The sequence below is a fragment of the Streptococcus mitis genome, from assembly GCF_002096735.1.
Classification (GTDB): domain Bacteria; phylum Bacillota; class Bacilli; order Lactobacillales; family Streptococcaceae; genus Streptococcus; species Streptococcus mitis_CZ.
In genome coordinates, this window is sequence record NZ_NCVC01000017.1 from 166,228 (window position 1) to 188,037 (window position 21,810).

At 39.8% G+C, this 21,810-nt stretch carries 16 protein-coding genes and 1 pseudogene; 16 read left to right on the forward strand and 1 reads right to left on the reverse strand.

What is annotated here, in order from left to right:
• Positions 1–59: 59 nt before the first annotated feature.
• The 10 genes from B7703_RS07885 (at position 60) to B7703_RS07930 (ending at position 15,066) form a co-directional block, all read left to right on the forward strand.
• Positions 60–1,238, forward strand: coding sequence for an MFS transporter (locus tag B7703_RS07885; protein ID WP_060628237.1), 1,179 nt, complete (start codon positions 60–62; stop codon positions 1,236–1,238).
• Positions 1,239–1,329: 91 nt separating this feature from the next.
• The gene (gene ligA, locus B7703_RS07890; RefSeq protein ID WP_084924339.1) at positions 1,330–3,288 is read left to right on the forward strand and encodes an NAD-dependent DNA ligase LigA; all 1,959 of its coding nucleotides are present in this window, start codon (positions 1,330–1,332) and stop codon (positions 3,286–3,288) included.
• 153 nt (positions 3,289–3,441) lie between these two features.
• Entirely contained in the window at positions 3,442–5,727 is a 2,286-nt protein-coding gene (gene pulA, locus B7703_RS07895) for a type I pullulanase (protein ID WP_049515311.1), read from the forward strand.
• Positions 5,728–5,922: 195 nt separating this feature from the next.
• Complete coding sequence (locus B7703_RS07900; protein ID WP_084924340.1) at positions 5,923–7,347, forward strand: NADP-dependent glyceraldehyde-3-phosphate dehydrogenase; 1,425 nt, start codon at positions 5,923–5,925, stop codon at positions 7,345–7,347.
• 272 nt (positions 7,348–7,619) lie between these two features.
• Positions 7,620–9,548, forward strand: coding sequence for a 1,4-alpha-glucan branching protein GlgB (gene glgB / locus B7703_RS07905; protein ID WP_084924342.1), 1,929 nt, complete (start codon positions 7,620–7,622; stop codon positions 9,546–9,548).
• Positions 9,538–10,680, forward strand: a complete 1,143-nt coding sequence (locus B7703_RS07910) for a glucose-1-phosphate adenylyltransferase (RefSeq protein ID WP_020902830.1) — start codon at positions 9,538–9,540, stop codon at positions 10,678–10,680. The genes glgB and B7703_RS07910 overlap by 11 nt, the downstream gene beginning before the upstream one ends.
• A complete protein-coding gene (gene glgD, locus B7703_RS07915) occupies positions 10,670–11,809 on the forward strand; it encodes a glucose-1-phosphate adenylyltransferase subunit GlgD (RefSeq protein ID WP_084924344.1) in 1,140 nt (379 codons plus the stop codon). Before B7703_RS07910 ends, glgD begins: the two co-directional genes overlap by 11 nt.
• The gene (gene glgA, locus B7703_RS07920; RefSeq protein WP_084924345.1) at positions 11,806–13,239 is read left to right on the forward strand and encodes a glycogen synthase GlgA; all 1,434 of its coding nucleotides are present in this window, start codon (positions 11,806–11,808) and stop codon (positions 13,237–13,239) included. Before glgD ends, glgA begins: the two co-directional genes overlap by 4 nt.
• Positions 13,240–13,297: 58 nt before the next feature.
• Positions 13,298–13,942, forward strand: coding sequence for a phosphoserine phosphatase SerB (gene serB, locus B7703_RS07925; protein WP_084924347.1), 645 nt, complete (start codon positions 13,298–13,300; stop codon positions 13,940–13,942).
• Positions 13,943–13,950: 8 nt separating this feature from the next.
• Positions 13,951–15,066: a glycerate kinase gene (locus tag B7703_RS07930; RefSeq protein ID WP_084924348.1), complete on the forward strand. Its 1,116-nt coding sequence runs from the start codon at positions 13,951–13,953 to the stop codon at positions 15,064–15,066.
• Here B7703_RS07930 and B7703_RS07935 read toward each other — a convergent pair.
• Entirely contained in the window at positions 15,063–15,509 is a 447-nt protein-coding gene (locus B7703_RS07935; protein WP_084924350.1) for a YueI family protein, read from the reverse strand. The genes B7703_RS07930 and B7703_RS07935 overlap by 4 nt on opposite strands.
• Before the next feature lie 163 nt (positions 15,510–15,672).
• Here B7703_RS07935 and eno point away from each other — a divergent pair, with 163 nt between their 5' ends.
• The 6 genes and pseudogenes from eno to B7703_RS07970 all read left to right on the forward strand — a co-directional run.
• Entirely contained in the window at positions 15,673–16,977 is a 1,305-nt protein-coding gene (gene eno, locus B7703_RS07940) for a surface-displayed alpha-enolase (protein WP_000022813.1), read from the forward strand.
• A gap of 258 nt (positions 16,978–17,235) precedes the next feature.
• Positions 17,236–18,495, forward strand: coding sequence for a UDP-N-acetylglucosamine 1-carboxyvinyltransferase (locus tag B7703_RS07950; RefSeq protein WP_084924352.1), 1,260 nt, complete (start codon positions 17,236–17,238; stop codon positions 18,493–18,495).
• A gap of 15 nt (positions 18,496–18,510) precedes the next feature.
• Complete coding sequence (locus B7703_RS07955; RefSeq protein ID WP_084924353.1) at positions 18,511–19,062, forward strand: GNAT family N-acetyltransferase; 552 nt, start codon at positions 18,511–18,513, stop codon at positions 19,060–19,062.
• Positions 19,055–20,332, forward strand: a complete 1,278-nt coding sequence (gene spxR / locus B7703_RS07960) for a CBS-HotDog domain-containing transcription factor SpxR (RefSeq protein ID WP_084924354.1) — start codon at positions 19,055–19,057, stop codon at positions 20,330–20,332. The genes B7703_RS07955 and spxR overlap by 8 nt, the downstream gene beginning before the upstream one ends.
• Positions 20,333–20,347: 15 nt before the next feature.
• The gene (locus B7703_RS07965) at positions 20,348–21,208 is read left to right on the forward strand and encodes a methionyl aminopeptidase (protein ID WP_000631537.1); all 861 of its coding nucleotides are present in this window, start codon (positions 20,348–20,350) and stop codon (positions 21,206–21,208) included.
• Positions 21,209–21,465: 257 nt separating this feature from the next.
• Positions 21,466–21,747: pseudogene (locus B7703_RS07970) on the forward strand (nucleotidyl transferase family protein); the annotation flags it as partial.
• Positions 21,748–21,810: the final 63 nt, after the last annotated feature.

The window sequence follows — 21,810 nt, forward strand, 5'->3', positions numbered from 1 at the left end:
ATGAAAAAGCTCCTTTCGGTTTTGATACAATAGTTTCAAAATTTGAGAGGAGTTTTTATATGAATCGCTATGCAGTACAGTTGATTAGTCGCGGAGCTGTTAACAAGATAGGGAATATGCTCTATGATTATGGAAATAGTGTCTGGTTGGCTTCCATGGGGGCCATAGGCCAGACTGTTTTAGGAATGTATCAGATTTCTGAACTCGTCACATCTATTCTCGTAAATCCCTTTGGCGGAGTCATTTCAGACCGTTTTTCTCGTCGTAAGATTTTAATGGCGGCAGACCTTGTTTGTGGGATTCTTTGTCTGGCTATTTCTTTTATAAGGAATGACAGCTGGATGATTGGAGCTTTGATTTTTGCCAATATTGTTCAGGCTATTGCTTTTGCCTTTTCTAGACCAGCAAATAAGGCCATTATCACCGAATTGGTAGAGAAGGATGAACTGGTCCTCTACAATTCTCGTTTGGAGTTGGTCTTGCAGGTTGTCAGCGTGAGTTCTCCTGTACTTTCTTTTCTTGTTTTACAATTCTCAAGTCTCCATCTGACGCTCTTACTAGATGCTTTGACTTTTTTTATAGCATTTGTTCTAGTGGCCTTACTTCCAAAAGAAGAACCAATGGTTCAAGATAAGAAACTTTTTACTGGTAAAGATATTTTTGCAGATATCAAAGATGGCTTGCACTATATCTGGCATCAAAAAGAGATTTTCTTTCTCCTGTTAGTGGCTTCCAGCGTTAATTTCTTTTTTGCGGCTTTTGAGTTTTTGCTTCCTTTTTCAAATAAACTATATGGAGTAGAAGGAGCTTATGCGACTATCTTAACCATGGGTGCGATTGGCTCAATTATAGGAGCACTGATAGCAAATAAATTTAAATCAAGTATGAATACACTTTTGTTCTTATTGATTTTAACAGGAGTAGGAGTTTTCATGATGGGTTTGCCACTGCCCAATATTTTAACCTTTTCTGGAAACCTGATTTGTGAACTCTTTATGACGATTTTTAATATTCACTTCTTTACACAGGTACAGACCAAGATTGATGGAGAATATCTGGGTAGGGTATTGAGTACCATTTTTACACTGGCAATTCTCTTTATGCCGATTGCGAAAGGTTTGATGACCTTTCTTCCAAGTGTCCATCTTTATTCTTTCTTGATTATTGGACTTGGAGTTGTAGCCTTATCTTTCTTAGCTCTCGGATATGTTCGAACTCATTTTGAAAAAGAGACATAAGTTTGCTTGGACTTCAAAAATAATTCCAATCTAAGTGTTTTTTCGCCCTTCTCGTTTGTGAGAAGGGCTTAGTTTATGGTAAAATGGTTTTATGAATAAAAGAATGAATGAGTTAGTCGCCTTGCTCAATCGCTATGCGACTGAGTACTATACCAGCGACAATCCGTCGGTTTCAGATAGTGAGTATGACCGCCTTTACCGTGAGTTGGTTGAGTTGGAGGCTGCCTATCCAGATCAAGTATTAGCAGACAGTCCGACCCATCGTGTTGGTGGCAAGGTTTTAGATGGTTTTGAAAAATACAGTCATCAGTATCCTCTTTATAGTTTGCAGGATGCTTTTTCACGTGAGGAGCTTGAAGCTTTTGATGCACGTGTTCGTAAGGAAGTGGCTCATCCAACCTATATTTGTGAGCTGAAAATCGATGGCTTGTCTATCTCGCTGACTTATGAAAAGGGGATTTTGCTTGCTGGTGCAACACGTGGAGACGGTTCTGTTGGGGAGAATATCACGGAAAACCTCAAGCGTGTTAAGGACATTCCTTTGACCTTACCAGAAGAACTTGATATTACAGTTCGTGGGGAATGTTATATGCCACGCTCTTCTTTTGACCAGGTCAACCAAGCACGACAAGAAAATGGAGAGCCTGAATTTGCCAATCCTCGGAATGCGGCAGCAGGCACCCTGCGACAGTTGGATACGGCAGTAGTAGCCAAGCGCAATCTTGCTACCTTCCTCTATCAAGAAGCCAGTCTTTCAACTCGTGACAGTCAAGAAAAGGTGTTGAAGCACCTTGAACAACTAGGTTTTGTGGTTAATCCTAAGCGAATCTTGGCAGAAAACATAGATGAAATCTGGAATTTTATCCAAGAAGTAGGACAGGAACGGGAAAACCTGCCTTATGATATCGATGGAGTGGTGATCAAGGTCAATGATTTAGCAAGCCAAGAAGAACTCGGTTTTACCGTCAAGGCTCCAAAGTGGGCAGTGGCCTACAAGTTCCCAGCTGAAGAAAAAGAAGCTCAACTCTTATCAGTTGATTGGACAGTTGGCCGTACGGGTGTTGTAACCCCAACAGCCAATCTAACACCAGTACAACTAGCTGGTACAACTGTTAGCCGTGCGACTCTGCATAATGTGGATTATATTGCTGAAAAAGATATCCGCAAAGATGATACGGTTATCGTCTATAAGGCTGGTGACATTATCCCTGCCGTTTTACGTGTAGTAGAGTCCAAACGGATTTCTGAAGAAAAACTAGATATCCCTACAAACTGTCCAAGTTGTAACTCTGACTTGTTGCACTTTGAAGATGAAGTGGCCCTCCGTTGTATCAATCCGCGTTGCCCTGCCCAAATTATGGAAGGTTTGATTCACTTTGCTTCTCGAGATGCCATGAATATTACAGGACTCGGTCCATCAGTAGTTGAGAAGCTATTTGCTGCCAATTTAGTAAAGGATGTGGCGGATATTTACCGTTTGAAAGAAGAAGATTTCCTCCTTTTAGAGGGGGTTAAGGAAAAGTCTGCTGCTAAACTGTATCAGGCCATCCAAGCATCTAAGGAAAATTCTGCTGAAAAGCTCTTGTTTGGTTTGGGCATTCGTCATGTCGGAAGCAAGGCCAGTCAGCTGTTACTTCAACATTTCCACTCGATTGAAAATCTGGCTCAGGCAGATTCAGATGAAGTGGCTAGTATTGAAAGTCTGGGTAGTGTGATTGCCAAGAGTCTTCAGACATATTTTGCGACAGAAGGCTCTGAAATTCTCCTCAAAGAATTGAAAGAAGCTGGGGTCAATCTGGACTATAAAGGACAGACGGTAGTGGCAGATGCGGCCTTGTCAGGTTTGACCGTTGTATTGACTGGAAAATTGGAACGGCTCAAGCGCTCAGAAGCTAAAAATAAACTCGAAAGTTTGGGTGCTAAAGTGACTGGCAGTGTTTCTAAAAAGACCGACCTCGTCGTGGCAGGTGCAGATGCTGGAAGTAAACTTCAAAAAGCACAAGAACTTGGTATTGAAGTTCGAGATGAAGCTTGGCTCGAAAGTTTGTAAAGAATAGTAGAAGGCTAGATGTTAGATAGTCTGAAACTGTCTATCCTGAAGTGTTTTGACATGAATTGAGTCTATCTTGAGTCAGAAATTAAATTGCTGAATCTATCAGCACCACATAAAAAATTAAATTAAAATTAGAAATTAGGAAAAGAAATGTTAAATTACCCTGTAGTCATCCATTTTCATCGAAAAAACGGGGATTATGCAGCCTGTTCATTTAGTAGAAAACAGGCGGACAATGTTGAAAAATTGTATTATGAAAATAACTTTTTTGGAGCAAAGTTCTCCTTCACAGTTACAAGTCAAGAAAAGTTAGAAAACCTGAAGTTTTCTGTCGAGATTGATGGGACAGTTAAGGAATATTCCGTGCGTTATAACTACTATCCGCTTCTGACAGAAGTTTGGATTTTAGAGGGCGACGAGACTGTTTATTATTCTGAAAACCCAGCCATTGCTAGTCCTTACTACAAAGATCAAAATCCATTTGCTTTTGATAGAGCAATACATAGCGCTAGTTTTGATCACCACTGGGGCTACCAAGGAGAACTAGGTTACAGTCTTTCAGATTATCAGACTAGCTTTAAACTTTGGGCTCCTACGGCTACTGCTGTACAGGTGGTTGTCTACGAAAATACCAGCAACGACGCTCCGATTTGGAAAACCTTTAATCTAGAGCGTGGTAATAGCTATTCATACAGTCATAAGTACAATACCATTGGTGTTTGGAGTCTAGACTTAGATGAAAATCTTGCTGGCAAGGCTTATCAGTATCAGATTTACTTTCCTCACCACCAGACTGTGACGAGAGATCCTTACACGATTGCCACAAGTCCTGACGGCAAACGTTCCGTAATTCTTTCTCATCAAGACAGACAAGTAGAAGGATTTGTGGTCAAACATGGAACAGAAGCGCCTTGGCGTTTGGAAAATCCATGTAAAGCAGTTATCTGTGAAATGCATATCCGAGATTTAACCAAATCTCCGACCTCTGGAGTTGCAGAGCATCTCCGTGGAACCTTCCTTGGTGCTGCCCAGACTGGAACTGTAAACCAATTCGGACAAGCAACCGCCTTTGACTATATCAAAGAACTTGGCTGCAACTATGTTCAACTCCAGCCTATCTTTGATCGCCATAAGGAATACGATGAGGATGGAAATGTAACCTATAACTGGGGTTATGACCCTCAAAACTACAATGCACCAGAACCAAGTTTTTCTAGTAATCCAGATGATCCAGGGCAGGTCATTCGTGATTTGAAGACCATGGTTCAAGCCTATCACGATGCGGGGATTGGTGTCATTATGGACGTGGTTTATAATCACACCTTTTCAACGGTTGATGCACCTTTCCAAACAACTGTCCCTGATTACTACTATCGTATGAATCCAGACGGTACCTTCCAGAATGGAACAGGTGTTGGAAATGAAACAGCCAGTGAACACGAAATGTTCCGCAAGTACATGATTGATTCTCTTCTATACTGGGTACAGGAATACAATATTGACGGCTTCCGTTTTGACTTGATGGGTATTCATAATGTCAAAACCATGCAAGCGATTCGTTGGGCGCTAGATGAGGTTGATCCCCGTATTATCACTTATGGAGAAGGCTGGGATATGGGAACAGGTCTTGCAACTTATGATAAGGCCAAGAAGGATAATGCCTACCAAATGCCAAATATCGGATTCTTCAATGATAATCAGCGTGATGCGGTCAAAGGAGGAGAAGTTTATGGTGCAATCAAGTCAGGATTTGTAAGTGGTGCAGCCACTGAACCAATCATTGCCAAGGCCATTCTTGGTAGCCGAGAATTGGGTTCTTATCTCAGTCCAAACCAGGTTCTCAACTATGTTGAAGCCCATGACAATTACAATCTTCATGATTTGTTGGCGACTCTTCATCCTGATCAAAGTTCAGACCAGATTATGCGCAAGGTTGAGACGGCGACAGTAATGAACCTTCTCATGCAAGGAATGTCCTTTATGGAAATTGGCCAAGAATTTGGTCGAACCAAATTAATTCCGACGGGTGAACATGGACAACTCACTTCGGCAGACCGAGAACGTGCTATGAATAGTTACAACGCTCCTGACAGTGTTAACCAAATAAACTGGGATTTAATCAATGAAAGACAAGAAAGCATTGACTTTGTCCGTCAAATTATTCGACTGAAAACACAGACTAGCGCCTTTTCTTATCCTACATACGAAGAAGTTTACCGTCATGTCTTTGTTCACACAGCTGCAGAAAATAGCGGATGGATTGTTTACGAGATTCACGGGGGGCCAGAACATCTATTGGTAGTATTCAATGCCAAGGGAACTTCCTTATACTTTGAAAATGCAGGAAATCTAGAAATGCTTGTGACCAATAGTCGTTCGAAACAAGAAAATGTCATTGATGATACTAGTGTCGCAGTGCTAAAAGTACTCTCTTAAATGCATAAACTAAAAAGGGTTAGATTGTCTAATCCTTTTTATCATTTATAAGTTTTCAATGAAGATTAGAATCAAGTTTCAAATAGTTTGAAAAGTCAAGCTTGTGAAAATAATCTCAAAAATATTGTAAAAAGGGTTGTAATTTTCTGAAAATTTGGTAAAATATATCTTAATCATTTTCAGGAGGACGAGAATTTGACAAGATATCAGAATTTAGTAAATGGAAAATGGAAATCATCTGAAAAAGAAATTACGATTTATTCACCAATCAATCAAGAAGAATTAGGGACAGTACCCGCTATGAGCCAAGCAGAAGTAGATGAGGCTATGCAAGCTGCGCGTGCAGCCCTGCCAGCATGGCGAGCTTTATCAGCAGTTGAACGTGCGGCTTATTTGCATAAAACAGCAGCTATTTTAGAACGTGATAAGGAAGAAATTGGTACTATCCTTGCCAAAGAAGTAGCAAAAGGGATTAAAGCAGCCATTGGAGAAGTAGTGCGTACAGCAGACTTGATTCGTTATGCTGCTGAGGAAGGTCTCCGTATCACTGGACAAGCGATGGAAGGTGGTGGTTTTGAGGCAGCAAGTAAAAATAAACTGGCTGTTGTCCGTCGTGAGCCGGTTGGAGTCGTGCTAGCTATTGCTCCCTTTAACTATCCAGTCAACCTTTCTGGATCTAAGATTGCTCCGGCCTTGATTGCAGGGAATGTGGTTATGTTTAAGCCACCAACACAAGGTTCTATTTCTGGTCTCTTGTTGGCTAAAGCCTTTGAGGAAGCAGGGATTCCAGCAGGTGTTTTCAATACCATTACGGGACGTGGTTCAGAAATTGGGGATTATATCATTGAGCACAAAGAAGTCAACTTCATCAACTTTACAGGTTCAACTCCTATCGGAGAACGTATTGGTCGTTTAGCTGGTATGCGTCCTATCATGTTGGAACTTGGCGGAAAAGATGCGGCTCTTGTACTAGAAGATGCAGATTTGGAACATGCTACCAAGCAAATTGTTGCGGGAGCCTTTAGCTACTCAGGGCAACGTTGCACGGCCATTAAACGTGTTATTGTTATCGAAAGTGTAGCAGATACACTAGCTGCTTTGCTTCAAGCAGAGGTTGCTAAATTAACAGTTGGTGATCCATTTGACAATGCTGATATTACACCTGTTATTGACAATGCTTCAGCCGACTTCATCTGGGGCTTGATTGAGGATGCACAAGAAAAAGGGGCTCAGGCTCTTACACCAATCAAACGTGAGGGCAATCTTCTCTGGCCAGTGCTTTTTGACCAAGTTACAAAAGATATGAAAGTAGCATGGGAAGAGCCATTTGGCCCTGTTTTACCAATTATTCGTGTGGCTAATGTAGAAGAAGCAATTGCCTTTGCCAACGAATCTGAATTCGGCCTTCAATCCTCAGTCTTTACAAATGATTTCAAAAAGGCCTTTGAAATTGCTGAAAAACTTGAAGTGGGTACAGTTCATATTAATAATAAAACCCAACGTGGTCCAGATAATTTCCCATTCCTTGGTGTCAAAGGTTCTGGAGCTGGAGTGCAAGGAATTAAATATAGCATTGAAGCGATGACAAATGTCAAATCCATTGTTTTTGATGTGAAATAAAATGTAAAATCAGGAAAATTACTTTCTGATTTTATTCTTTTCAAAAAAATACAGTTTAAAATTGATAAAAAACGAATATTCTGCTATTATAATAAAAAAATATATGGAAATTGTTTCGTGTTCTATTTTCTGGATATCTTTTTTAAAATGCTAGGTAATTTTTTGAAGGCTTTCATAAAAAAATATGATTTCCTTCGTAAATTACTTGAAAGTTATCTTAAAAGAGTGTATAATAGAATTATAGAAAACGCTTACAAAAGAAAGGGGATTGAATGAATAATCAAGAAGCATTAAGAACCTTTACTACAGGTGAGAACTTTCACCTCCAGCATTATTTAGGAGCGCATAGAGAGGAGAAAAACGGAGAAATAGGCTATACCTTTAGGGTTTGGGCCCCAAATGCACAAGCAGTTCATCTAGTTGGTGATTTTACCGATTGGGTTGAAAATCAAATTCCAATGGAACGAAATGAATTTGGGATCTGGGAAGTCTTTACCACTCTTGCTCAAGAAGGCCAAATTTATAAGTATCATATCACACGATCAAACGGTCATCAGTTGATGAAGATTGACCCTTTGGCTGTAAGGTATGAGGCACGACCTGGTACTGGGGCTATTTTAACAGAGATTCCAGAAAAGAAATGGAAGGATGGTCTCTGGCTAGCCCGTAGAAAACGCTTGAGCTTTGAAGAGCGTCCTGTCAATATTTACGAGGCTCATGCTGGCTCTTGGAAGAGAAATCCTGATGGCAGCCCCTATAGTTTTTCTCAATTGAAAGATGAACTCATTCCTTACTTGGTTGAGATGAATTATACTCACATTGAGTTTATGCCTCTGATGTCCCACCCACTAGGTTTGAGTTGGGGCTATCAGCTTATGGGTTACTTTGCTCTAGAGCATGCCTATGGTCGTCCTGAAGAATTTCAAGATTTTGTTGAGGAATGTCACTTAAACAATATTGGGGTTATTGTAGACTGGGTACCTGGTCATTTCACCATTAATGATGATGCCTTAGCTTATTATGACGGGACACCGACTTTTGAGTACCAAGACCATAATAAGGCTCATAACTATGGTTGGGGCGCTCTCAATTTTGACCTTGGAAAAAATGAAGTCCAGTCCTTCTTGATTTCTAGTATTAAGTTTTGGATTGACTTTTACCATCTAGATGGTATTCGTGTGGATGCTGTCAGCAATATACTCTATTTAGACTACGATGATGCTCCATGGACACCTAATAAAGATGGTGGCAATCTCAACTATGAGGGATATTATTTCCTTCAACGCTTGAATGATGTGATTAAACTAGTTCATCCAGATGTGATGATGATTGCAGAAGAAAGTTCATCAGCTACTCAGATTACTGACACTAAGGATTCAGATGGTCTAGGATTTGACTACAAGTGGAATATGGGCTGGATGAATGATATCCTCCGATTCTACGAAGAAGATCCGATTTACCGTAAATATGACTTTAATCTGGTGACTTTCAGCTTTATGTATGTCTTCAAGGAAAACTATCTCCTACCATTCTCGCACGATGAAGTGGTTCACGGTAAGAAGAGTATGATGCATAAGATGTGGGGAGATCGCTACAATCAATTCGCAGGCTTGCGCAATCTCTACACTTACCAAATTTGTCACCCAGGTAAAAAATTGCTTTTCATGGGTAGTGAATATGGGCAATTCCTAGAATGGAAATCTGAAGAACAGTTGGAATGGTCAAACCTAGAAGATCCAATGAATGCGAAGATGAAGTATTTCACTTCTCAGCTAAACCAGTTTTACAAAGATCATCGCTGTTTGTGGGAAATCGATACCAGCTATGATGGTATTGAAATCATTGATGCGGATAATCGAGACCAGAGTGTTCTTTCTTTCATCCGTAAGGGTAAGAAGGACGATATGCTAGTCTGCGTCTTTAACATGGCACCAGTTGAACGAAAAGATTTTACAATCGGACTTCCTGTTGCAGGGATTTACGAAGAAGTCTGGAATACTGAGTTAGAAGAGTGGGGAGGCGTTTGGAAAGAACATAATCAAACTGTGCAAACGCAAGAAGGACTATGGAAAGATTATGAGCAGACCTTGACCTTTACCCTACCGGCTATGGGAGCAAGTGTTTGGAAAATCAAACGTCGCTTGAAACCTACTAAAACCGTCACAAGTAAAAACCAAAAAGGAGTAGAAAATGAAGAATGAAATGTTAGCTTTGATTCTTGCTGGTGGGCAAGGAACTCGTCTCGGTAAACTCACTCAAAGCATCGCAAAACCAGCTGTGCAATTTGGTGGGCGCTACCGTATCATTGACTTTGCTCTTTCAAACTGTGCCAACTCAGGCATCAACAATGTTGGAGTCATTACACAGTACCAACCACTTGCTCTCAACAACCATATCGGGAATGGTTCAAGCTGGGGACTAGATGGTATCAATTCAGGTGTCTCTATTCTTCAACCCTATTCTGCAAGTGAAGGAAATCGTTGGTTTGAGGGGACTAGCCACGCTATTTACCAAAATATCGATTATATTGACAGTGTCAATCCTGAGTATGTCTTGATTCTGTCTGGGGACCACATCTATAAAATGGACTATGATGATATGCTCCAGTCTCACAAGGATAATAATGCCAGTTTGACAGTAGCAGTTCTTGATGTTCCTCTGAAAGAAGCTAGCCGTTTTGGTATCATGAATACAGATGCAAACAATCGTATTGTTGAATTTGAAGAAAAACCAGCTCAACCTAAATCTACAAAAGCTTCTATGGGAATTTACATTTTTGATTGGCAACGTCTCCGCAATATGCTCGTTGCTGCTGAAAAGAGCAATGTCGATATGTCAGACTTTGGTAAAAATGTCATTCCAAATTACCTTGAGTCAGGTGAAAGTGTTTATGCTTATGAATTTAATGGTTACTGGAAAGACGTTGGTACGATTGAATCGCTTTGGGAAGCTAACATGGAATATATTTCACCAGAAAATGCCTTGGATAGCCGTAACCGTCAATGGAAGATTTACTCAAGAAACTTAATTTCACCACCAAACTTCCTTGGGGCAAATGCTCATGTGGAAGATTCCTTGGTTGTCGATGGCTGTTTCGTAGATGGAACTGTTAAACATTCTATCCTCTCAACAGGTGCGCAAGTTCGCGAAGGGGCAGAAGTAGTAGATTCAGTTATCATGAGTGGTGCAATTGTTGGTCAGGGAGCTAAAATCAAACGTGCCATTATTGGTGAAGGTGCAGTTATTTCTGATGGTGTCGAAATTGATGGAACAGAAGAAGTACAGGTTGTAGGATATGATGAAGTAGTGGGGGTAGCAACAGATGAAGATTGATAAATATTCTGCCATTTTAGGAAACACAGTTGGTTTTCATGATATGTCAACATTGACCGACCACCGTCCAGTAGCTAGTTTGCCATTTGGTGGGAAATATCGTTTGATCGACTTCCCGCTCTCAAGTCTTGCTAATGCAGGTGTCCGTAGTATCTTTGGTATTTTCCAACAAGATAATATTAGCTCAGTCTTTGACCATATCCGTTCAGGACGTGAGTGGGGCTTGTCAACTCTTCTTAGCCACTATTATCTAGGTATTTACAATACCCGTGTGGAAAGTAGTACAGTTGGAAAAGAATACTACCAACAGCTTCTTACTTACTTGAAACGTTCTGGCTCAAACCAAACAGTTGCCCTCAACTGTGATGTTTTGATTAACATTGATTTGAACCAAGTTTTCCATCTACATAGTACAACAAAAGGGCCTATCACTGTAGTTTATAAAAAACTAGCTAAGAAAGACATTTCAGAAGTAAACGCAATCTTGGAAGTGGATGAAACAGACCATGTTCGTTCTCATAAACTCTTTGATAGCAAGTTACCAGATCAAATCTATAACATGTCTACAGATATCTTTGTCGTTGATACACCTTGGTTGATAGAACGCTTGGAAGAAGAAGCTAAAAAAGAACATCCAGAGAAGTTGCGCTATGTTTTACGGGATTTGGCTGCAAAAGAAGGGGCTTTTGCCTACGAGTACACAGGTTATCTAGCAAATATTCATTCTGTAGAGTCTTATTACAAAGCTAACAAAGATATGCTTGAAACACAAAAATTCTACTCTCTCTTCTCACCAAATCAAAAGATTTATACAAAGGTCAAAAACGAAGAGCCAACTTATTATGCTAATACATCTAAGGTAAGCACTTCTCAGTTTGCCTCTGGTAGTATTATTGAAGGTCAAGTGGCTAATTCTGTTTTATCACGTAATATTCATGTCCATAAGGATAGCTTGGTTAAAGATAGCATCTTATTCCCTCGTGTTGTTATTGGAGAAGGTGCTCAGGTAGAATATGCTATCTTGGACAAGGGTGTTGAAGTTGCGGATGGAGTTGTGATCCGTGGAACTGCAGAACATCCAGTCGTCGTTAAGAAAGGTGCTAAAGTAACAGAGGATATTCATTCATGAAAATTTTATTTGTAGCAGCTGAGGGTGCACCCTTTTCAAAAACAGGTGGTTTGGGAGACGTCATTGGTGCTCTTCCCAAATCACTGGTAAAAGCGGGACATGAAGTTGCAGTAATTCTCCCCTACTATGACATGGTAGAGGCTAAATTTGGAAATCAGATTGAAGATGTTCTTCATTTTGAGGTGAGCGTTGGTTGGCGCAGACAGTATTGTGGAATTAAGAAAACAGTATTAAATGGTGTAACCTTCTACTTTATTGACAACCAATATTATTTCTTCCGTGGTCATGTTTACGGTGATTTTGATGACGGAGAACGCTTTGCTTTCTTCCAACTTGCTACCATTGAGGCTATGGAAAGAATTGACTTTATTCCTGACCTTCTCCATGTTCATGACTACCATACAGCTATGATTCCTTTCTTGTTAAAGGAAAAATACCGTTGGATTCAAGCCTATGAGGGCATTAAAACAGTTTTAACCATTCATAATTTAGAATTCCAAGGACAATTTTCAGAAGGAATGTTATGGGATTTGTTTGGAGTTGGCTTCGAACGTTACGCTGATGGTACCCTTCGCTGGAATAACTGTCTGAACTGGATGAAGGCAGGTATTCTCTATGCGGATCGTGTTTCAACCGTTTCACCTAGTTATGCTCATGAAATTATGACCAGTCAGTTCGGATGTAACTTGGATCAGATTCTTCGAATGGAGTCTGGCAAGGTGTCTGGTATCGTGAATGGGATTGATGCTGACCTTTATAATCCTCAGACGGATGCTCTTTTAGATTATCATTTTAATCAGGAAGATTTGTCTGGTAAAGCCCAAAACAAGGCAAAATTGCAAGAAAGAGTTGGCTTGCCAGTTAGAGCTGACGTTCCTCTGGTGGGAATTGTTTCTCGTTTGACACGTCAAAAAGGTTTTGATGTGGTGGTGGAAAGTCTTCACCATATCTTGCAAAATGATGTTCAGATTGTTCTTTTGGGAACTGGAGATCCAGCCTTTGAAGGAGCTTTCTCATGGTTTGCTCAGATTTACCCAGACAAGCTATCAGCAAATATCACTTTTGATGTCAAACTTGCTCAAGAAATCTACGCTGCTTGTGACCTCTTCCTCATGCCGAGTCGTTTTGAACCGTGTGGCTTGTCTCAGATGATGGCTATGCGTTACGGAACCTTGCCATTGGTCCATGAAGTTGGTGGCTTGCGAGATACCGTTAAAGCCTTCAATCCAATCGAAGGAAGCGGTACTGGCTTTAGCTTTGACAATTTATCTCCTTACTGGTTAAATTGGACTTTCCAAACAGCTTTGGACTTGTATAGAAACCATCCTGATGTTTGGAGAAATCTACAAAAACAAGCTATGGAGTGTGATTTCTCGTGGGATACAGCCTGCAGGTCATACCTTGACTTGTACCATAGTTTAGTTAATTAATAGATAAAATCGTATGATGACTTCATACGATTTTTGGGCTGTTTAGAGAGGAGAACTGATGTCTCAAGTAAAAGGTTTGTGTGTTATGGATGTTGATGGAACCTTACTCCTAGAAGAAGTAATTGATCTTTTGGGAAGAGAGGCAGGTCGTGAGGAGGAAATTTCGCTGATTACAAGTCGGGCAATGAGAGGAGAGTTAGACTTTGAAACGAGTTTACGAGAGAGAGTAGCTTTGTTAAAAGGCCTCCCTGATTCGGTCTTTTATACAGTATTCAACTCTATTCATCTATCGCCAAATGCACAGAAATTTATCTTTATTCTCCAAAAGAATGGAATCCTAGTTGGTCTGGTGTCCGGTGGATTTATACCAATAGTTGAGAGATTAGCAAAATCACTTGGAGTTGCCCATTTCTCTGCCAACCAACTTGAAGTCAAAGATGGTCTTTTAACTGGAAAATTGATTGGACAAATTATAAGTCCTGAGGTCAAAAAAGAGACTATGGAAAAATGGAGAGAGGAACTAAAACTTTCTAAAGAAAGAACGATTGCAATCGGTGATGGGGCCAATGACCTATTAATGTTGAAGTCATCAGGACTAGGAATTGCCTTTTGTGCCAAAGAAGTACTCAAAAAAGAAATACCGAATCATGTTGACAAGAGGGATTTTTTAGAAGTTCTTCCTTTGATTGACTGTTTAGAATGAGGGAAAATATGAAGATTGTAATTGCACCAGATTCATTTAAGGAAAGCTTGACAGCTCAACAGGTAGCTGAAGCAATAAAAAGAGGCTTCCAACAATCGATAGTAGATGTAGAATGCCTCCTCTGCCCTGTTGGTGATGGTGGCGAAGGTACAGTAGATTCCATTCGACATTCTCTTGACCTTGAAGAAAAATGGATCCAAGTGACAGGACCTTTTGGACAAAAAGAATCCATGCGCTATTTTCAAAAAAGTCAACTGGCACTATTTGAAGTTGCCGACTTGGTTGGCCTTGGAAAAATTCCGCTAGAGAAACGAAATCCACTTCAAATCCAAACTTGTGGTATTGGAGAGTTGATTCGTCATCTCATTGCTCAAGGGATTAAAGAAATCTATATCGGCGTTGGTGGCACGGCCAGTAATGACGGAGGAATTGGGATCGCTACTGGTTTAGGTTATCGATTTTATGATAGGGATGGAAATGTCTTGCCTGCTTGCGGTCAATCCTTATCAAACTTAGCTTCTATGTCAACAGAAAATCGCTATGAAATTCCAGAAGATGTGCAAATTCGTATTTTAGCAGATGTCGCGAGTCCCTTATGTGGTCATCAAGGTGCGACTTACACTTTTGGCAAACAAAAAGGCCTAGATTCTACTATGTTTGAAGTTGTAGATCAGGCAATCCAAGATTTTTATGAAAAAATCTCACCTGCAACATTGGAAATTAAAGGAGCAGGAGCTGGGGGAGGTCTTGCTGGCGGTTTGTGTGCCTTTGCTCAGGCAAATATCGTGTCTGGAATTGATACCTGCCTGGACTTAATCAACTTTGATAAGAAAGTTTCACATGCTGACTTGGTTGTTGTAGGAGAAGGAAGGCTAGATCGTCAAAGCCTAGCAGGTAAAGCTCCGATAGGCGTAGCAAAAAGAACCCCTGTCGGAGTTCCTGTCATTGCTATTTGTGGTAGTCTTGCTGAAGATTTACCTTCCCTACCATTTGAAAATATCCAAGCTGCCTTTTCTATTTTAGAGAAAAGCGAACCTTTAGAAGATAGTTTGAAAAATGCCAGTCTCTATTTGGAGCACACGGCTGCCAATATAGGGTATTTATTAAATATGCACAAGATTTAGCCAAACCATTTCTTCCAGATGGATGTTTTGGCTGGTTCTTCCTTTTTATCTTCCCAAAGTTTTGCAAAAGCAAGTCGAAGGTCCTTTTCTTCTACTTGTACTGGTGCATTGCTATGGATAATCAAGCCAAAAGGAGAAGAAGTATGCTCTTCAGATACGATGGTAGCTTGACTATCAGTTTCTTTAGCTTCTTTTAAGTAGAAAACTTGCTTGTCAAATTCGATATTTGGAGAAATCTTTACAAATAGTGGCTCTGCTTTTTCCTGAAGGTTTTCTAAAATAGATAAAAAGCCTTTTTCTAACTGAGGGCTATTTGCTGTGTCAATATCTGCATATCCAAGAACTCTTTCCTCAAAAGTGCCAAGATAGCGTCTTTGCTCATCTGGATTTAATTTCGGCCCACCATGAGCTTTTTCAAGTAATTGTTTTGATAAATCTGTCATGAAAACAGTATATCATAAAAGTTAGAATAAAACAGACAAAAGAAAGCGATTACTTTATAAAGTTAAGGAAAATTTGCACAAAGATAACGTTTTTTCTTGAAAAAGGAGGGGTTTTAAGGTATTATAGAGGTGTAAAAAATTTAACTCATAAGGAGAGTAAAAAATGTCAATTATTACTGATGTTTACGCTCGCGAAGTCCTAGACTCACGCGGTAACCCAACACTTGAAGTAGAAGTTTACACTGAATCAGGTGCTTTCGGACGTGGTATGGTTCCATCAGGAGCTTCTACTGGTGAACACGAAGCAGTTGAACTTCGCGACGGTGACAAATCTCGTTACGGTGGTCTTGGTACACAAAAGGCTGTTGACAACGTAAACAACATCATTGCTGAAGCTATCATCGGCTACGATGTACGTGATCAACAAGCTATCGACCGTGCTATGATCGCTCTTGACGGTACTCCTAACAAAGGTAAATTGGGTGCAAACGCAATCCTTGGTGTGTCTATCGCTGTAGCTCGTGCTGCTGCTGACTACCTTGAAATCCCACTTTACAGCTACCTTGGTGGATTCAACACTAAAGTTCTTCCAACTCCAATGATGAACATCATCAACGGTGGTTCTCACTCTGACGCTCCAATCGCTTTCCAAGAGTTCATGATCTTGCCAGTTGGTGCGCCAACATTTAAAGAAGCTCTTCGTTACGGTGCTGAAATCTTCCACGCTCTTAAGAAAATCCTTAAATCACGTGGTTTGGAAACTGCCGTAGGTGACGAAGGTGGATTCGCTCCTCGTTTCGAAGGAACTGAAGACGGTGTTGAAACTATCCTTGCTGCGATCGAAGCTGCTGGATATGTTCCAGGTAAAGACGTATTTATCGGATTTGACTGTGCTTCATCAGAATTCTACGATAAAGAACGTAAAGTTTATGACTACACTAAATTTGAAGGTGAAGGCGCCGCTGTTCGTACATCTGCAGAACAAATCGACTACCTTGAAGAATTGGTTAACAAATACCCAATTATCACTATTGAAGATGGTATGGATGAAAACGACTGGGACGGTTGGAAAGCTCTTACTGAACGTCTTGGTAAGAAAGTACAACTTGTTGGTGACGACTTCTTCGTAACAAACACTGACTACCTTGCACGTGGTATCCAAGAAGGTGCTGCTAACTCAATCCTTATCAAAGTTAACCAAATCGGTACTCTTACTGAAACTTTTGAAGCTATCGAAATGGCGAAAGAAGCTGGTTACACTGCAGTTGTATCACACCGTTCAGGTGAAACTGAAGATTCAACAATCGCTGACATCGCAGTTGCAACTAACGCAGGACAAATCAAGACTGGTTCACTTTCACGTACAGACCGTATCGCTAAATACAACCAATTGCTTCGCATCGAAGACCAACTTGGTGAAGTAGCTGAATACCGTGGATTGAAATCATTCTACAACCTTAAAAAATAAAATAGTTCAGTGAACTATTTTATCCCGAACCTTGAAATTCAAAAGTTCGGCCGTTGATTTAACAACGTTTCTAGCCCCTCGGATTTTATCCGAAGGGCTATTTTTCTATTTAGGGGGCAAAACATTTCAAGACAGCTCATTTACTAATAAATACGATTCAGCTAATATAATTGAAAATGATGGAAAAAAGGGTGAATTTATGATATACTTTAACGTAGGACCTTTTTAGAAATTTTGAAAGAGTATAAAAAATTTAAAATGAGAAAAATTGTTATCAATGGTGGCTTGCCTCTGCAAGGTGAGATTACCATTAGTGGCGCAAAAAATAGTGTAGTAGCTTTGATTCCAGCTATTATTTTGGCAGATGATGTGGTGACTTTGGATTGTGTTCCAGATATTTCCGATGTTGCTAGTCTTGTCGAAATTATGGAGTTAATGGGGGCTACTGTTAAGCGTTATGACGATGTGTTAGAGATTGATCCAAGAGGTGTTCAAAATATTCCAATGCCTTATGGAAAAATCAATAGTCTTCGTGCATCTTATTATTTTTATGGAAGTCTTTTAGGTCGCTTTGGTGAAGCCACTGTTGGCTTACCTGGTGGATGTGATTTGGGACCTCGCCCTATTGATCTACATCTTAAGGCTTTTGAAGCTATGGGAGCTACTGTTAGCTATGAGGGAGATAACATGAAGTTATCTGCTAAAGTAACAGGACTTCATGGTGCAAGTATTTACATGGATACGGTTAGTGTCGGTGCGACGATTAATACGATGATTGCTGCGGTTAAAGCAAATGGGCGTACTATTATTGAAAATGCAGCCCGTGAGCCTGAGATTATTGATGTTGCAACTCTCTTGAATAATATGGGTGCCCATATCCGTGGGGCAGGAACTAATATTATCATTATTGATGGTGTTGAAAGATTACACGGAACCCGTCATCAGGTGATTCCAGATCGTATTGAAGCAGGAACATATATTTCTTTAGCTGCTGCAGTTGGTAAGGGAATTCGTATTAATAATGTTCTTTATGAACACTTAGAGGGATTCATCGCTAAGTTGGAAGAAATGGGAGTGAGAATGACTGTATCTGAAGACAGTATTTTTGTCGAAGAACAGTCTAATTTGAAAGCAATCAATATTAAGACAGCTCCTTACCCAGGCTTTGCTACTGACTTACAACAACCAATTACTCCTCTCTTGTTAACAGCAGAGGGGCGTGGTACCATTATTGATACCATTTATGAAAAACGAGTAAATCATGTTTATGAACTAGCAAAGATGGATGCAGATATTACGACTACAAATGACCATATCTTATATACCGGTGGACGTAGTTTACGTGGAGCAAATGTAAAAGCTACTGACCTTAGAGCTGGGGCCGCACTTGTCATTGCTGGTTTGATGGCTGAAGGTAAAACTGAAATTACAAATATTGAGTTCATCTTACGTGGTTATTCAGATATTATTGAAAAATTACGTAATCTAGGAGCGGATATTACACTTGTTGAAGAATAAACCGTAGAGGTGTTTATGAATATTTGGACCAAATTAGCAATGTTTTCTTTTTTTGAAACGGATCGCTTGTATTTGCGTCCTTTCTTTTTTAGTGATAGTAAGGACTTCCATGAGATAGCTTCAAATCCAGAAAATTTACAATTCATTTTTCCAAGTCAAGCTAGTCTGGAGGAGAGTCAATATGCACTGGCCAATTATTTTATGAAGGCTCCTTTAGGTGTATGGGCTATTTGTGACAAGAAAACTGAAAAAATGATTGGTTCAATTAAGTTTGAGAAGCTAGATGAAATTAAAAAAGAAGCAGAACTTGGTTATTTTTTGAGAAAAGATGTATGGTGTCAAGGTTTCATGACAGAAGTTGTTAAAAAACTCTGTCAGCTTTCTTTTGAGGAATTTGGCTTAAAACAATTATCTATCATTACCCACCTTGAAAATGAAGCTAGCCAAAGAGTTGCTCTTAAGGCTGGATTTCGTTTGTTCCGTCAGTTTAAGGGAAGTGATCGCTACACAAGAAAAATGCGGGATTATCTTGAATTTCGGTATGTAAAAGGAGAATTCAATGAGTAAACATCAGGAAATTCTAAGCTATTTGGAGGAATTACCAGTAGGTAAAAGGGTCAGTGTTCGTAGCATTTCAAACCATCTGGGAGTCAGTGATGGAACGGCCTATCGGGCCATTAAAGAAGCTGAAAATCGTGGAATTGTAGAGACTCGCCCAAGAAGTGGTACTATCCGAGTCAAATCTCAGAAAGTTGCTATCGAAAGATTAACATTTGCTGAAATTGCAGAAGTGACTTCTTCTGAGGTTTTGGCTGGGCAAGAAGGTTTAGAGAGAGAATTTAGTAAATTTTCAATCGGTGCCATGACTGAACAAAATATCTTGTCCTACCTTCACGATGGTGGGCTCCTGATTGTCGGAGATCGTACTCGTATCCAATTACTAGCGCTGGAAAATGAAAATGCAGTTCTGGTTACAGGTGGATTTCAGGTTCATGATGATGTGCTTAAACTGGCCAATCAAAAAGGAATTCCAGTTCTGAGAAGTAAGAATGACACTTTTACCATTGCGACCATGATCAATAAAGCCCTGTCAAATGTACAAATCAAGACTGATATTCTGACAGTTGAGAAACTTTATCGCCCAAGTCATGAGTATGGTTTTCTGAGAGAAACCGACACAGTCAAAGATTATTTGGACTTAGTTCGTAAGAATCGTAGCAGCCGTTTCCCTGTTATTAATCAACATCAGGTTGTTATTGGAGTTGTAACTATGAGAGATGCTGGTGATAAATCACCAAGCACGACAATTGATAAGGTCATGTCTCGTAGTCTATTTTTAGTTGGATTATCGACAAATATTGCCAATGTGAGTCAACGGATGATTGCTGAAGACTTTGAAATGGTACCGGTTGTTCGGAATAATCAAACCTTGCTTGGAGTTGTGACACGACGAGATGTCATGGAGAAGATGAGTCGTTCCCAAGTTTCGGCTCTACCAACTTTTTCTGAGCAGATTGGTCAAAAACTTTCTTATCACCATGATGAAGTAGTGATTACAGTGGAACCCTTTATGCTAGAGAAGAACGGTGTTTTGGCTAATGGTGTATTGGCAGAAATTCTGACCCACATGACTCAAGATTTTGTTGTGAATAGTGGTCGAAATCTCATTATTGAGCAGATGCTAATCTATTTTTTGCAAGCGGTTCAGATAGATGATAGATTGCGCATTCAAGCACGCATTATCCATCATACGAGACGGTCAGCTATTATTGACTACGATATTTATCATGGTCATCAGATTGTTTCAAAGGCAAATGTGACTGTTAAAATTAATTAGAAACTAGGAGAAAAAATGATAACATTAAAATCAGCTCGTGAAATCGAAGCTATGGATAAGGCCGGTGATTTTCTAGCAAGTATTCATATCGGCTTGCGTGATTTGATTAAGCCAGGCGTAGATATGTGGGAAGTTGAAGAATACGTTCGCCGTCGTTGTAAAGAAGAAAATTTCCTTCCGCTTCAGATTGGAGTTGACGGTGCTATGATGGACTATCCTTATGCTACCTGCTGCTCTTTAAACGATGAAGTAGCTCACGCTTTCCCTCGTCACTATATTTTGAAAGATGGTGATTTGCTCAAGGTTGATATGGTTTTGGGAGGCCCAATTGCTAAATCTGACCTGAATGTCTCAAAATTAAACTTCAACAATGTGGATCAAATGAAGAAATACACTCAGAGCTATTCTGGTGGTCTAGCAGACTCTTGTTGGGCTTATGCTGTCGGTACACCGTCCGAAGAAGTGAAAAACTTGATGGATGTAACTAAAGAAGCCATGTACAAGGGGATTGAGCAGGCTGTTGTTGGAAACCGTATCGGTGATATTGGAGCAGCGATTCAAGAATACGCTGAAAGTCGTGGATACGGTGTAGTGCGTGATTTGGTTGGTCATGGTGTTGGCCCAACCATGCACGAAGAACCAATGGTTCCTAACTATGGTATTGCAGGTCGAGGACTCCGTCTTCGTGAAGGAATGGTCTTGACTATTGAACCAATGATCAATACAGGTGACTGGGAAATTGATACAGATATGAAAACTGGTTGGGCGCATAAGACCATTGACGGTGGTCTATCTTGTCAATATGAACACCAATTTGTCATTACAAAAGATGGACCTGTTATCTTGACTAGTCAAGGTGAAGAAGGAACTTATTAATAAAAAGTGAAAAGACTGCTGGAAGTTCATTTCTAAAGAATTCAGTAGATCTTTTCATATTAAATAAACGCATTGTATCAAGTTTTTAAGTACCTGATATAATGCGTTTTTCTGGCTTTAAAATTCTTACCTCAATATATTGTACTTTATCATCATTTCAAAAAAATGAACTTTCTACAATGTTAAACTTCAGGTAAAAATTATGTTTCAGATTTTCTGTTACAGAAATAGATATCATTATGAAATAATTATTTTATATTTACTACTATTTCTATAAAAACCACAAAGATATTGGCAAACTATCTGATAAAGAATTATTTCGTGTTACCAACAAGGCTACGAGGAAGGATTTGTTGCCTATCGTGGTTATGATGTTTAATGAATCTTTAAAGATTGCTTTAGAGCCTTATCATTCGGAATTGTTTTTGCATATTTTGAACTCTGCTGAACGTGAAAGAAAGTTAAAACGAGAGGGTGTAGAGGAATTATATCTTCTTGATTTTAGTAGTCAATTCGATACTATCACGACAGAAGATTTTAAAGGATTACTTTGATGGAGAAATTATCATTGTTTCACGTTATTATTGTAGATTCTAAAAGAA